At 68.4% G+C, this 12,884-nt stretch carries 14 protein-coding genes; 8 read left to right on the top strand and 6 right to left on the bottom strand.

Annotated features, from left to right (window positions below):
- The first annotated feature begins 73 nt into the window (after nt 1-73).
- Nucleotides 74-1,183 carry a tRNA epoxyqueuosine(34) reductase QueG gene (queG, locus tag V6D00_16205; GenBank protein HEY9900723.1) on the top strand — a complete coding sequence of 370 codons (1,110 nt, stop codon included), beginning with the start codon at nt 74-76 and terminating at the stop codon, nt 1,181-1,183.
- A 17-nt stretch (nt 1,184-1,200) separates the two neighbouring features.
- Here queG and V6D00_16200 read toward each other — a convergent pair whose 3' ends face one another.
- A complete protein-coding gene (locus tag V6D00_16200) occupies nt 1,201-1,656 on the bottom strand; it encodes a DUF2203 family protein (GenBank protein HEY9900722.1) in 456 nt (151 codons plus the stop codon).
- A gap of 199 nt (nt 1,657-1,855) precedes the next feature.
- On the opposite strand from V6D00_16200, the gene V6D00_16195 reads away from it, so the two are divergent.
- From V6D00_16195 to V6D00_16165, 7 genes are all read left to right on the top strand, one after another.
- On the top strand, nt 1,856-2,680 hold the full coding sequence (locus V6D00_16195; GenBank protein HEY9900721.1) for a radical SAM protein: 825 nt from the start codon (nt 1,856-1,858) through the stop codon (nt 2,678-2,680).
- 18 nt (nt 2,681-2,698) lie between these two features.
- Complete coding sequence (locus V6D00_16190) at nt 2,699-3,565, top strand: HEAT repeat domain-containing protein (GenBank protein HEY9900720.1); 867 nt, start codon at nt 2,699-2,701, stop codon at nt 3,563-3,565.
- Nucleotides 3,566-3,658: 93 nt separating this feature from the next.
- Complete coding sequence (locus V6D00_16185; GenBank protein ID HEY9900719.1) at nt 3,659-4,546, top strand: CPBP family intramembrane glutamic endopeptidase; 888 nt, start codon at nt 3,659-3,661, stop codon at nt 4,544-4,546.
- 19 nt (nt 4,547-4,565) lie between these two features.
- Nucleotides 4,566-5,513, top strand: coding sequence for an ABC transporter ATP-binding protein (locus V6D00_16180; protein ID HEY9900718.1), 948 nt, complete (start codon nt 4,566-4,568; stop codon nt 5,511-5,513).
- The gene (locus tag V6D00_16175) at nt 5,510-6,331 is read left to right on the top strand and encodes an ABC transporter permease subunit (GenBank protein HEY9900717.1); all 822 of its coding nucleotides are present in this window, start codon (nt 5,510-5,512) and stop codon (nt 6,329-6,331) included. The genes V6D00_16180 and V6D00_16175 overlap by 4 nt, the downstream gene beginning before the upstream one ends.
- A 46-nt stretch (nt 6,332-6,377) precedes the next feature.
- Nucleotides 6,378-6,668, top strand: a complete 291-nt coding sequence (locus tag V6D00_16170; GenBank protein ID HEY9900716.1) for an autorepressor SdpR family transcription factor — start codon at nt 6,378-6,380, stop codon at nt 6,666-6,668.
- Nucleotides 6,646-7,290, top strand: a complete 645-nt coding sequence (locus V6D00_16165) for an SdpI family protein (protein HEY9900715.1) — start codon at nt 6,646-6,648, stop codon at nt 7,288-7,290. Before V6D00_16170 ends, V6D00_16165 begins: the two co-directional genes overlap by 23 nt.
- A gap of 149 nt (nt 7,291-7,439) precedes the next feature.
- Here V6D00_16165 and V6D00_16160 read toward each other — a convergent pair whose 3' ends face one another.
- The 5 genes from V6D00_16160 to V6D00_16140 form a co-directional block, all read right to left on the bottom strand.
- Entirely contained in the window at nt 7,440-9,368 is a 1,929-nt protein-coding gene (locus V6D00_16160) for an APC family permease (protein HEY9900714.1), read from the bottom strand.
- A 4-nt stretch (nt 9,369-9,372) separates the two neighbouring features.
- A complete protein-coding gene (locus V6D00_16155) occupies nt 9,373-10,029 on the bottom strand; it encodes a TrkA family potassium uptake protein (protein ID HEY9900713.1) in 657 nt (218 codons plus the stop codon).
- Between the two features lie 4 nt (nt 10,030-10,033).
- Nucleotides 10,034-10,444, bottom strand: coding sequence for an NAD-binding protein (locus V6D00_16150; protein HEY9900712.1), 411 nt, complete (start codon nt 10,442-10,444; stop codon nt 10,034-10,036).
- Between the two features lie 179 nt (nt 10,445-10,623).
- Nucleotides 10,624-11,361: a hypothetical protein gene (locus tag V6D00_16145; protein ID HEY9900711.1), complete on the bottom strand. Its 738-nt coding sequence runs from the start codon at nt 11,359-11,361 to the stop codon at nt 10,624-10,626.
- Nucleotides 11,362-11,505: 144 nt separating this feature from the next.
- On the bottom strand, nt 11,506-12,849 hold the full coding sequence (locus V6D00_16140; GenBank protein HEY9900710.1) for an NAD(P)/FAD-dependent oxidoreductase: 1,344 nt from the start codon (nt 12,847-12,849) through the stop codon (nt 11,506-11,508).
- Between the last annotated feature and the right edge of the window lie 35 nt (nt 12,850-12,884).

Genomic DNA, 12,884 nt, shown 5'->3' with positions numbered 1-12,884 from the left:
GGAACTCGATTTTATCCCCCCACCCCTAGCCCCGCCCCACCGGGGGGGCGGGGAACGAAGAAGGTGAACCCCGTTGGACTGGCAAACCCTCGTCTCTCACGCCCAGAGCCTCGGCTTCAGCGCCGTCGGCGTCGCTCCCGCCGAGCCCTACCGCGGCGCCGAGGCCTACCGCCGCTGGGTCGAGGCCGGCCACCACGCCGGCATGGAGTGGATGACCCGCAACATGGATCGCCGCAGCGACCCGCGCGAGGTCGTGAACGGCGCCCACTCGGTGATCTCGCTCTGGATGGCCTACGACCCGGGCCCCCTCGGCCCCATGCCCCAGGACGTCCCGCGCGGGCGGATCGCCCGCTACGCCCTCGGCCTCGACTACCACGACGTCATCCCCGAGCGCCTGCGCGCGCTCGCCAGGCTCCTCGACGATCCGGTGGCGCGATCCTACGTGGACACGGGCCCCGTGCTCGAGCGATCGGTTGCCGAGCGCGCAGGCCTCGGCTGGATCGGCAAGAACGGGTGCATCATCAGCCCCAAGCGCGGATCCTACGGCCTGCTCGCCGAGATCATCACCGCCGTCCCCTTGCCGGTGAGCGAGGCCCCGCACCCGGTGCGGTGCGGCACCTGCACCCGGTGCATCCCCGCCTGCCCGACCGGCGCCATCGTCTCGCCCGGGGTCGTCGACGCCCGGCGCTGCATCTCGTACCTGACCATCGAGCACCGCGGACCGATCCCCCGCGACCTGCGCCCCCTGATGGGCGAGTGGGTCTTCGGCTGTGACCTCTGCCAGGAGGTTTGCCCCTGGAACAAGCACTCGGAGCAAGCCACCGAGCCCGCCTACTCCCCGAAGGAAGGGCGCGCCTACCCCGATCTCGTCGAGCTGCTCACGCAGACCCAGGAAGAATTCAGCGCCCGCTTCAAGGGCAGCCCCATCAAGCGCACCAAGCGCCACGGCATGGCCCGCAACGCGGCGATCGCGCTCGGCAACCTCGGGGATCCCGCGACCGTGCCGGCGCTCGCCCAGGCCATGCGCGAGGACGCCGACTCGAGCGTGCGCGGCGCCGCCGCCTGGGCCCTCGGGCGCATCGGCGGAGCCAGCGCCCGTGATGCGCTCGAGCAGGTCCTCGAGACGGAAGCGGATGGCTCGGTCATCGAGGAGGTCCGCTGGGCGCTGGCTGGAGAAAAGTGATCACGCCTGCAGCGTGATCAGGCTTGCCCGGTGAGCGGGCGCGGATCGGCCTCGTCGTGGGCACCGACCGGGTGCCAGTAATGGATGCTCGGCTGACCTAGCTGCCAGCAGAAGCAGACCGGCTGCCCGTCGTGCTCGGCTGGGATGTCGAGCGCGCCCTTGCGCAGGTCGCGCACCAGCACGCCCCCCCGGGCGAAGAGGCGGGTCCAGGCCGTCTCACGCTCGCAGAGGTGCTCGCGCATGGCGAACAGGTCGGCTGCGGCCTCGTCCCAGTCGGCCGAAAGCTCCGCCATGGAGAGCGGGGGGGCACCGTCCTGACGGGCAAGGCGCATGCGCCACTCGCGCGCCAGGAGGATGTCGTTGGCCTCCTTGACGCTCAGGCGCAGAGGATCGAGTTCCGCCTGAGCGGCGTCGAGGCGCCGGGACAGGGCGGGGATCATCGCATTGGCCTCCGCGAGACTGAACCGCTTCAAGCGAAAGAACCTCCTTGGGCTCACCGAGGGCGACCGCCCGGCAGAAAGGCAGCCGGGATCTCGGCCGTTATCTTACACCAAGACCCTGGGATGGTGGCAATCTCCCCCGGCCCGAGGGCCCCGATCGGGGCGCGAACGCCCTGTAAAAACCGCCCCTGCGGTGGTAAACTGGACACGGCCCCCCGCCTGCGAGGATCCCGTGAAAGCATCGACCGCCTCAACCGACTCCGCTGTCCCGAACGTCTCGACCGTCTACGGTCCGGTGCGCTCGTGGCGCGTCGGCATGAGCCTCGGGATCGACCTGCTCTACAGCACCAGCATCTGCTCCTTCCGCTGCATCTACTGCCAGCTCGGCAAGATCCAGGTGCCGACCCTCGAGCGCAAGGTCTACGTCTCGACCGAGCGGGTCCTCAGCGACCTGAAGGACAGCAACTGGCAGGAAGCGGACATCGTCACCCTCTCGGGCAGCGGCGAGCCCACCCTCGCCGCCAACCTCGCCGAGGTGATCGACGGCATCCACGCCGCCACGGGCAAGCCCGTCATGGTGCTGACCAACTCGACCACCCTCAAGGATCCCCAGGTGCGCCGCGACCTGGCGAAGGCCGAGAAGGTCTTCTGCAAGCTCGACGCCGCCGACGATCGCACCCTCCAGGTCATCGACCGGCCGGTCGAGGGCGTGACGGTCGACTCCATCGTGGAGGGGATCCTCGCCCTGCGCGCCGAGTACCAGGGCTACCTGGCCATCCAGATGATGTTCATGCCCCAGAACCGCAAGGAGCTCGAGGCCTTCGCCGAGATCCTGAACCGGATCCGCCCGGACGAGGTGCAGCTCAACACCCCCACCCGCCCGGTGCCGCAGGGCTGGTTCGTCGAGGCGCGCGGCAACTACGACGTCGCCCCCTATCCCGCCATTCCCCTCAAGCACCTGGATCGAGACGAGGCCATGGCCATCGAGGACGAGCTCAGGCGCCTGACGGGTCTCAAGGTCGTGTCGGTCTTCAGACCGGCCGACACCCAGCACTGATCGCCGCAGGAGGCCCTCTTGAACGAAGACATCTCGCTGGACTCGGTCATCTTCGACCTGCGCGACCCCGATCCCGCCGTCCGCTCCCAGGCGGCCATCGTGCTCGGCCTCTCCAACAATCCTTCGGTCGTCGAGTACCTCATGCAGACCCTCGCCTTCGACGACGAGCTCCAGGTCAAGCGCAGCGCCGCCATCGGGCTCGGCAACCTGGGGCTTCCGAGCGGGATCCAGCCTCTCTTGCTGGCCATCCAGTCCAAGGACCCCGAGCTCAGGACGTTCGCCGCCGAGGCCCTCGCCAAGATCAAGGCCCCCGAGACCCTCGAGATCCTCATGATGGCCCTGCAGGGCGGCCTCACCATGCAGCTCGGCGCCATGGAGGCCCTGGCGATGATCGGCGACCCGCGCGCCCTCGGCGCGCTCGAGGCGATGGTGCCCTCGAGCGATCCCAGGGTCGAGGCCATGCGCCAGGCGGCCATGGTCACCCTCGGCACGGCCGACCAGCAGGCCCACCAGGCCCTCGTCTCCCAGCTCCTCTCGCCCGATGCCGGCCTGCGCGCCCGCGCGGTCGACGCCCTGGCTTCGCGCGGCCCCGTCGAGTTCACGAGCGTCGTCGGCGCCCTGGAAGACCCCGACCCCTACGTGCGCGCCCGCGCCGCCCACGCCCTCGGGCGCTTCGCGGACCCGGGCGCCCTCGAGCCCCTCGGCTCGCGCCTGCGCGACCCGGATGCCCTGGTACGCGCCGCATGCGCCGAGGCCCTCGCCGCTATCGGCGACCCCCGGGCCATCCCCTGGCTCAGCGAGACCATCGACGCGATCGAGGACGACTCCTCGCGGCGCGAGATGCTCGACGCCCTCGGAAAATTGACCAAGCAGGCCGTGGGATAACCCACGGCCACTCTTTTTTTGCGGTGGGGGTTGATTCGCTCCTTATTTCGATTATCATCTAATTAGACATCGACTTAAAAAGGAGCCTCGCCCATGACCCCGACCATGAACTGGAAACCCGTCGGCTGGTACCTCGCCGTCGTCTTCGCCCTGACCTGGGCCATGAACGCCTGGGTCTTCTTCCAGGGCGGCCTCTCCAACCCCAAGGCCTTCGCCATCGGCGCGAGCCTCCAGATGCTCTTCCCCGCCATGGTGGCGGTGGTGTTCCGGAAGTGGGTGACCAAGGAAGGTTTCAAGGGCAGCGGGCTGTGCCTGGGCAAGAAGCGCTACTACGCGATCGCCGTGGGCCTCGTGCTCGGCTGGGTGATTCTCTCGTTCGGGCTCTCGGCCCTCACCCCCTGGCTCTCGCTCGACACGGGGCTGACCAAGGCCCAGGCGATGATGACCAGGCTCGCCGAGCAGGCGGGTAAACCCCTCGGCCTGACGGGCCCGGCCTTCCTGGGCGTCGCCGCGCTGCAGGGGATCGTGCTGGGGCCCATCCTCGGCCTTCCTGCCCTCTTCGGCGAGGAGTACGGCTGGCGCGGCTACCTCTTGCCCAGGCTGCTGCCGCTCGGCTCGCGCAGGGCCCTGGCGCTGCACGGCGTCATCTGGGGGCTCTGGCACGCCCCGCTCATCGCCATGGGCTACAACTACCCCGGCCATCCGGTGCTGGGCATCCTCATGATGACCCTCTTCTGCGTCCTCTCGGGAGCGGTGCTCGCATGGCTCTACTACGCCTCGGGCAGCATCTTCGTGGCGAGCTACGCCCACGGGCTGATCAACCAGAGCGTGTCGTTCGTCCTGAGCCTCCTGGTGCTCTCCTACCACACGTTCATCGGCGGGGCGCTCGGCGTGATCGGCATGGGGCTGCTCGCGCTCGGCGTCTGGGTCCTGGACCGGACGGGCCGCCTCTCGGCCGTCGGCACCGCGTCGCTCGGCTAGCTCCCGAAAGGATGTACGCATGACCATGGCCATCGAAGTCGAAGACCTCGCCCTCACCTTCGGAGAGATCCGCGCCGTGGACGGCCTGAGCTTCCAGGTCAAGCCGGGGGAAGTCTTCGGGGTCCTCGGGCCGAACGGCGCGGGCAAGACCACCACCGTGCGGCTCCTCAACGGCCTGCTTCAGCCCACGCGCGGCAAGAGCCGCGTGCTCGGGCTCGACCCGACCGTCGACGGCAGCGCCCTGCGCGCCCAGACGGGAGTCCTGACCGAGACGCCCTCGCTCTACGAGCGGCTTTCCGCCCGGGAAAACCTATCGATCTTCGCCCAGATGTACGGGGTTCCAAACCGCGAGATCGAAGGCAGGATCGCGCGGCTCCTGTCCCTGCTCGGCCTCGAGGCGCGCGCCGACACCAGGGCCGGGGGCTTCAGCAAGGGTATGAAGCAGCGCCTCGCGATCGCCCGCGCCCTCCTGCACGAGCCCTCCCTGCTCTTCCTGGACGAGCCGACCGCGGGCCTCGACCCGGAATCGGCCCAGCAGGTGATCGACCTTGTCGAGCAGCTGAGCCGCGAGGAAGGTCGCACGATCTTCCTTTGCACCCACCAGTTGCAAGAGGCCGAGCGCCTCTGCGATCGCGTGGCCCTCTTCAACCGCGGGCACCTGCTCGCCGCAGGCACGGTCGCCGAGCTCGCCGGCCGGCTGGGCGAGGGGCATCGCGTCGAGGTCGAGTTCCTCACGCAGCCCCGGGAAGGCGTGGTCGAGCGCATCCTGGAGCTCCAAGGCATCCAGGAGGCCGGCCTCTCGGGCCTGGTGCTCTCGGCACGCCTCTCGGACGAGCGGCGCATCGCGGGGCTCGTCAGCGCCCTGGTCGGGGAAGGGGCCGAGATCCGCCGGGTCCAGCCCCACGAGGCCTCCCTGTCGGACATCTACTTCAAGCTCCAGCGGCAAGAAAGAGAGGTGCACGCATGAACTGGCGCCGGATCAAGGCGATCGCCAAGAAGGACCTGATGGAGGTGTCGCGGAACCGCGCGGCGATCGTGCCTTCACTGACGGTCCCCCTCATCTTCGTGGTCGTCCTGCCGCTCATCATCCTCTTCGCCTCGGGCCAGGGCGATCTGCAGGGGGCCAAGACCGCCGAGACGCTCGCGCAGCTTCGGCAGCACATGCCCCCGGCCGTCGCCCGCGAGCTTTCGGGCCTCAGCGATCGCCAGACCATGGTCACGCTGATGCTCGGCTACCTGATGGCGCCCATGTTCCTGGTCCTGCCGATGATGCTCTCCACCATCGTGGGAGCCGACTCCTTCGCCGGCGAGAAGGAGCGCAAGACCCTCGAGGCCCTGCTCTACACTCCGGCCACCGACGCCGAGCTCTTCGTCGGCAAGACGCTCGCGGCCGTGGTGCCGGCGGTGCTGCTCGCGTGGGGCAGCTTCGCCGTCTACGCGGTGGTGACCAACGCGGCCGGCTACGACGTGATGGGGCGCCTCTGGTTCCCGACCGCCCAGTGGTGGCCCATGATGCTGTGGGTCACCCCCGCGATCGCCGTCATGGGCATGGCCGCCACCGTCCTGGTCTCCACCAAGGTCAGCACCTTCATGGAGGCCAACCAGGCGGCAGGCAGCCTGGTGCTCGTCGTCCTCGGGCTGGTGGTGGGGCAAGCGACCGGCGTCCTGTACCTCAGCACATGGGTTGCGATCGCGCTCGGCGCGGTCTTCTGGCTCGTCGACGCCGGGCTGGTCTTCCTCGCGGTGCGCAAGTTCTCCCGCAGCGAATTGCTCTCTCGGCGCTGATCTCGGGTCGTACGATGCTATCCTGAAAGCAAAAGGGGGATTCTCCATGGCGCTGAACGAGGTCTTCAAGGCGGTCGCCGATCCGACGCGGCGGCAGATCCTCGCGCTGCTGCGAGAGCGCCCCCTGAACGCGGGCGAGATCGCGGACCACTTCGCGCTCTCCAAGCCGTCCATCTCGCACCACCTCTCCCAGCTCAAGCAGGCGGATCTGGTCTACGGCGAGCGGGACGGCACCACCATCACCTATCACCTCAACCTGACCGTCTTCGAGGAGCTGGTCACGACCGTGGTGGGCCTCTGGAAAGGAGAGCGGAATGCGCTGGACGCTCAGGAATGAATGGCTGCCCCTGCTGCTCGTCGGAGCGTGCTGGGGGGTTGCGGCCTACTACTGGCCGCAGCTGCCCGAGCAGGTGCCGACCCACTGGGGCATGGCCGGTGATCCGGACCAGTGGGCGCCCAGGGCCACCGGGGCGCTCATCGGCCCGGTGATGGGGACCTTCTTCTACGCCCTCGTCTGGGCTCTGCCCGTGCTCGATCCGCGAGGACGGCACCTGGCCGAGTCCCCCCAGGTCCTGGAGATCATCCGGAGCATCCTGTGCGCGTTCGCGCTCTTCCTGACCTACCTGACCCTGTCGGCGTCGGTCACCCCCGGCCAGCACCTGCCCCTCAGCGGCATGATGGTCGGGCTGGGGATCCTCTTCGTGGTGCTCGGCAACTACCTGCCCAAGGTGCGATCCAACTTCTTCATCGGGATCCGCACCCCCTGGACCCTCTCCAGCGAGGAGGTCTGGTACCGGACCCACCGCCTGGGCGGCAAGCTGATGGTCGCAGCGGGCGCGATCACCATCCTGGGCGCGTGCCTGCCGCAGCCCTGGAGCCTGGCCGTGTTCCTCGGGGCCGTCGGGATCGCGGCCCTGCTGCCGGTGTTCTACTCGTACTGGCTCTTCAAGCGCGCCTGAGCGCGCGCAAAAAAGGGGGGCGAGCCGGTGGCTCGTCCCCCTTTTTTGCGGCTAAGCAGCTCGGTGTGAAACTAAACGTTCGCTTGATTCCCCGCCCCACCGGGGGGCGGGGAGGACGCAGGCAGACGTTTGATTCAGGCAATACGTGCTTAGTCCTTCTGCTTGCGGAAGCCCTGGACCCACTGGTTGAACCAGGCGCCCGGCCCCTTGGGCAGGCTCGCCTCGTCGAGGCGGATCACGTCGAGGCCCAGCTCGTTGGCCAGCAGCTGGCGCATGGCCTCGCTGCGCTCGGGGAGCCGGCCACTGGTGATGTACACCAGGTCGATGCGCTTGACCTTCTTGTACTCGGGCAGGACCTCGGCCAGGTTGCCGGGAAGGACCTTGACCGACAGGATGAAATCCCGCTCGGAGAAGAAGTCCTCGAGCTGCTGGGAGACCACGCGCTGCAGCGATTCGGAGACCACCCCGTGGGTCATGCCCTTCTCCTCGGCGTGGAAGAGCACGATCTCGATGGGGTCGGGGCCGTGGATCTTGAGGAGGTAGCTGATGGTCGTCACCAGGCGCGACGGGGTCGCCCCCGGGGTGCAGAGGACGTAAACCGGCAGGTCCTCGGGCAACTCCTCGAGGTCGCGGAACTTGCCCAGCCCGATGCGCAGGTCCGGCAGGCGCACCATTCGCCCCTCCACCTGCCCCAGCCGGTAGAAGACCATGATCAGCAGGACGATCAAGAAGAGCTGGACCCCCAGATCCCGGGCGCTCTTGGCGGTGAACAGCAAGACCAGCTCGGCGAAGAGCAAGAGCCCGCCGCCGGCCACCGCGGCCATGGGGATCGCCTTGGCCCTGAAATGAGCCACCCACCGGGACAGGTAGGGGGAACGAGCGATCTTGTGCGGCTGGTAAAGGCGCAAGAGCACCACGCCCAGGCAGTAGCTCACCATGACCGCCAGGAAGGCCATGCCGTAGACCTCGCCCAGCTCGTTGACGCTGCCCGGCAAGGCGAGCAGCATCAGCAGGCAGATGGCCATGAACGGCAGGGCGACGTAGGGGTAGCCCTGGAAGGCGGAGAACCGCTTGGTCCACTGGTGAAGGACGATCGACGGCAGGTTGCCTTGCTTGCCCATGGTGGTCATGAGGCCCGTGGCGCCCGCGTAGGCCGTGTTGACCGCCGCGAAGAGGGTCAGGCAGGCATCGATGACCAGCACGTAGAGCAGCGGCTTTCCGCCCAACGTGAAGGCGAGCCCCGAGAGCATGTTGGAGCTGTAGGTCTTGAGCTGCGCGTCGTCCAGCAGGAGCATGCACAGCATGGAGCTCACCGGCGCGGTGAAGCTCACCAGCAGGACGATCGCCAGGTAGATCTTCTGGATGGCCTTCCAGGAGGGGGCCTCGAGCTCCTCGACGATCTGCGCGGCCGTCTCGAAGCCCGTGATCCCGAGGAAGGCCGCCGCCAGGCCCAGCATGGCCTCGTGGGGGCCGAGATGCATGACCCCATGGGTGATGCGTGACCAGTCGACGCCCTGCGTGAAGACGACGAACAGGCCCCAGACGTCGATCACGATGAGGAGCAGGAAGTGGAAGGCCGCGATGCCGAAGACCAGCTTGGTCGATTCCTTCAGGCCGAAGAGGTTGAGGAAGGCGAAGAGGAGCACCGGGATCGCGGCGACCGCGGCCACCTGCCACGTGGGCCAGGGCGCGTGCTGCCAGAGCGACGAGAGATAGTAGGCCCCCGAGAGGGCGCTCACCACCGCGGTCGCCAGGTAGGAGAGGATGGTCAGGCTGCCCACCACCAACCCGGAGCGACGGCCGACCGTCTGGAGCAGCATGGTGTAGGCGCCGCCGTTGATGGGCGCGACCGCCGTCCCCTCCTGGTAGGTCGCCTTGAAGAGCCACATGGCCCCGACCACCAGCAGGATGAAGAAGGGGGCGGCGAAGCCCACGTGCGGGAAGAGGATCCCCGTGCTGTAGAAGACCGAGGTCCCGATGTCGGCGCCGACCAGGCCGGCGGCGAGCCACCAGGTGATCTGGGCATGGGTCTTGGGCAGCGGCGCCGTGCCGCCGCGGGTTTGCTGCGTCGTGGCCACGGGGCTAGCCGATCAGCGTGGCGCGGAGCTGGTCTTCGCGGCCCTGGAGGGTCATGGCGAAGATCTCGTCGCCCGGCTGGAGGGTGGTGTCGCCCTGCGGGATCATGGCCTCGCCGTCGCGCCAGATGGCCGAGAGGATGGCCCCCTCGGGGAAGTCGAGCTTGCGGATGGGCACCCCCACCACCGGGCTGTTGGGCGGGATGAGCACCTCGACCATGGCCATGCGGCCGTGCCAGGTGAAGAGGGTCGCGATGTCGTGGGGGACGATCTCGTACTCGATGGCCCGGGTCACCATGGCGGTGACGCTGATGATGAAGTCGACCCCGGCGAGCTTGAAGAGGTCGGCATTGCGCGGGTCGTTGACCCGCGCGAGGGTGCGCTTGACCCCGTAGAGGTTCTTGGCCATCTTGCAGAGGACGTAGTTGTCCTGGTCGCGGCCCGCCACGGCCACCACCACGTCGGCGCGCGCGATGTCGGCGCGCTGCAACAGCTCCGGGTTGGTGGCGTCGCCCGCCAGGACGACGACCTCCTGGAACTCGTCGACGACCATGGCGCAGACCCGCTGATCGCGCTCGATCAGGGCCACCTCGTGCCCCTTGCAGAGGAGGGTGCGAATCAGGTGGAGGCCGATCTTGCCGCCGCCCGCGATGAGAATGTACATGGCGTTACGGTTCCTTGCCCTTCAAGAGGCTCGCTTCGAGGGCGCTGGTGGCCATGCTGATGGGGCTGATGACCTCGAAACCGCCCTGACGATAGGCCTCCACCAGGTTCGGCTGGTCGATGCGGACGATGACGTTCTGGACGTTGAACATGAGGCGGGCCACGTCGGCGGCCATCATGTTGGTGTTCTCGTCGCGGGCCACGCAGATGACCGCCTTGGCGCGGGCGATCCCGGCGCGGCGGAGGATGGCCTCGTCGATCTCCATGCCGGCGATCGTCTTGCCCTTGAAGTCCCGGGGGAGGTTGAGGTGGAAGTTCTCGCGAAGGTGGTCGAGGATCACGACCTCGTGGCCCTCGGTGGCCAGGCGGATGGCCAGGCTGGCGCCCAATCGGCCGCAGCCGACGATCAGATACATGATGCTTCCTAATAACCCGGGCGAAAACGCGGACCAGTCCTGCGCGGCGCCCGAAAGGGGAGCTGAACCGGACTAATATACTCTTGCCCCTTGACCCATGCAAGCACCGTTCTATACAAAACGGCCCGGGCCCTCGACAAGCGAGGGCCCGGGCCGGCCGCGACGGGCAGGAAGGGTGCTCAGCGGGTCACGGAGAAGGGGATCCACTTGGTCTGGCCGTAGTAGCCGTCGCCGCCGAAGGTCGTCGCGGCCTTGCGGAACTTGACCTGGTAGAAGTGCGCGCCGGTGCCGGCGTAGGCCTGGGTGGGGCTGTTGGTCTCGCTGCCGCCGTTGCCGTTCCATGCGAAGCTGGTGCTCTTGGTCCAGGCGCTGGACCAGACCGAGCGCTTTGCGCCGTCGGCCACCAGCACCTGGTACTCGGCGTCGCTGTCGCCGTACTTGGAGCTGAACGAGAAGCGATCGGAGCCGCCGACCCGCAAGGCGTCGTTGGGCTTGATGGTCGGCGAGAGCTGCCAGCCCACGTCGAAGTTGGAGGTGGCGCTGCCGTTCGCGCCGATCTCGACCACCTGGACCGAGGCGTCCACGTAGGCGCCGACGGTGTTGACGTCGGCCGCGTCCACCACCTCGCCCTGGTCGTCGTAGAAGACCTGGTACTTGCCCGCACTCAAGCCCGAGAAGGCGTACTGACCCTGCCTGTCGCTGCGGGTGCTGGTGCCGAGGCGCTGGAAGCTCGATCCGTCGAAGCGCTTGAGCGAGAGGGTCAGCTCCTGGCCGGGATCCTTGCCGAGGTGGGTCACCCGGCCGTTGATCTGGGCGTCCTTGGCGCTCGGAGGGGTGGTGGTGCCGGGCAGGGCGCCGCAGCCGACCAGCCCGAGAGCGGAAACGGTGAGCACGAGGGCGGAAGCCTTCTTGAACATGGGGGTGACTCCTTTCAGTCCAGAGGACGGCAGAACGCCTCGGATCGAGGCGTCGCTTGATTTTCCAGCCCACTCCCGGGCTGCTGTCCCCTAGACGCGGCCCCCCCTTACCGGGTTCCGTTCTTGCGAGAGATTTCTGAAGCGCTAGACCAAGGGCGGCTCGGCGTCGCTCGACGACGGCACCGCCAGGCCCTCGCGCAGGAAGGCGACGCGCGGGGTCACCACCAGCTGGGACGCCGGCCGGCGCAGCCCGATCTGGACCACGTCCTTGCGACGGCTGCGCGAGAAGAGCCAGTCCACCAGGACCCGCAGCTTGCGCTCGGCGCCGGGCAAGAGCCCGAAGTGGACCGCGCGCCAGGCGAGCCAGGCCAACAAGCCCTTTACCTGCCGGCCCCGGATCACCGCGACCCCGTCGTGGGCACCGATCGAGACGAAGGTCCCGTACGTGTGGAAGACGTAGGGCTTAAGCGGCCGGCCGTCGATCGTCGAGAGCAGGTTGGAGGCCAGGCGCCTGGCCTCGCGCACCGCGTGCTGGGCGGTGGGTGGGTAAGGCCTGTTGTCGGGATCCGGGATCCGTGCGGCATCGCCAAGGGCCCAGACGCCGGGGTGGCCCTCGATTTCGAGGGTGGGCTCGGCCTTGAGGTAGCCCTTGGCGTCCTTCGGGAAATCGAGGGACTTGGTGAAGGCGGTGGGGGCCGTCCCGATGGTCCAGACCAGGGTGCGGGTCGGGATGAGCGCACCGTTGGAGAGCCGCACCTGGCTCGAGTCGGCGTCGGTGACCGAGGTTTCGAGGTGAAGCTCGATGCCGCGACGGCGCAGGCGATCGGCCGCATACTCGCCGAGCCTCGCTCCGACCTCGGCGAGGATGCGGGGGGCGAGCTCCACCAGCACCAGCCGGATCTCGCGCGGGTCGACGCGCGGGTAGTAGCGGCGGATCCCCTCGATATAGGCCTCGATCTCGCCCAGGCACTCGACTCCGGTCGCCCCCCCGCCCACCACCACGAAGGTCAGCTGGGCGCGCCGCTCGGCCGGCTCTTCCGAGAAGTCCGCCGCCTCGAAGGCGTCCACGATCTGGTTGTGGAGGGCGATCGCGTCCTCGGCCGACTTGAAGGGGAAGGCGACCTCGGCCACTGCGGGAAAGGCGGCGAGGTTCGCCTCCACGCCGCTCGCGAGCACCAGGTGGTCGAACGGCAGACGCGCCTGCATGCCGTCTCGATAGACGAGGACTTCGCGCCGGCTCTCGTCGAGGGCGCGGACCTCGGCCTCCAGGACGCGGACGCGCCTGAAGAGGGTCCGCAGCGGCACCACCACGTGGCGAGGCTCGACCCCGCTCGAGATCACCTCGGGCATCAGGGGGTAGTACACGAAGTAGTTGGTGCGGTTGATCAGGGTGACCCGGAGGTCCTCCCGCACCCGCAAGGCCTTCTCGAGGGCGAGGGCGGTGTAGATCCCGCCGAAGCCCCCCCCGACGATGACGATGCGCTGCATATCGCACCTCCCTGATCCGGGGGCCTGAGGCCGCC

This window comes from Pantanalinema sp. (assembly GCA_036704125.1).
Taxonomy (GTDB): Bacteria; Cyanobacteriota; Sericytochromatia; order S15B-MN24; family UBA4093; genus JAGIBK01.
This window is presented reverse-complemented; position numbering and strand designations above follow the sequence as displayed.

Bases quoted from the DNA above. Each gene is read 5' to 3' on its own strand.
- V6D00_16145 (HEY9900711.1), bottom strand. From the start codon at position 11,361: ATGTTCAAGAAGGCTTCCGCCCTCGTGCTCACCGTTTCCGCTCTCGGG.
- V6D00_16180 (HEY9900718.1), top strand. From the start codon at position 4,566: ATGACCATGGCCATCGAAGTCGAAGACCTCGCCCTCACCTTCGGAGAG.
- V6D00_16165 (HEY9900715.1), top strand. From the start codon at position 6,646: ATGCGCTGGACGCTCAGGAATGAATGGCTGCCCCTGCTGCTCGTCGGA.
- V6D00_16155 (HEY9900713.1), bottom strand. From the start codon at position 10,029: ATGTACATTCTCATCGCGGGCGGCGGCAAGATCGGCCTCCACCTGATT.
- V6D00_16170 (HEY9900716.1), top strand. From the start codon at position 6,378: ATGGCGCTGAACGAGGTCTTCAAGGCGGTCGCCGATCCGACGCGGCGG.
- V6D00_16175 (HEY9900717.1), top strand. From the start codon at position 5,510: ATGAACTGGCGCCGGATCAAGGCGATCGCCAAGAAGGACCTGATGGAG.
- V6D00_16150 (HEY9900712.1), bottom strand. From the start codon at position 10,444: ATGTATCTGATCGTCGGCTGCGGCCGATTGGGCGCCAGCCTGGCCATC.
- V6D00_16185 (HEY9900719.1), top strand. From the start codon at position 3,659: ATGACCCCGACCATGAACTGGAAACCCGTCGGCTGGTACCTCGCCGTC.
- V6D00_16140 (HEY9900710.1), bottom strand. From the start codon at position 12,849: ATGCAGCGCATCGTCATCGTCGGGGGGGGCTTCGGCGGGATCTACACC.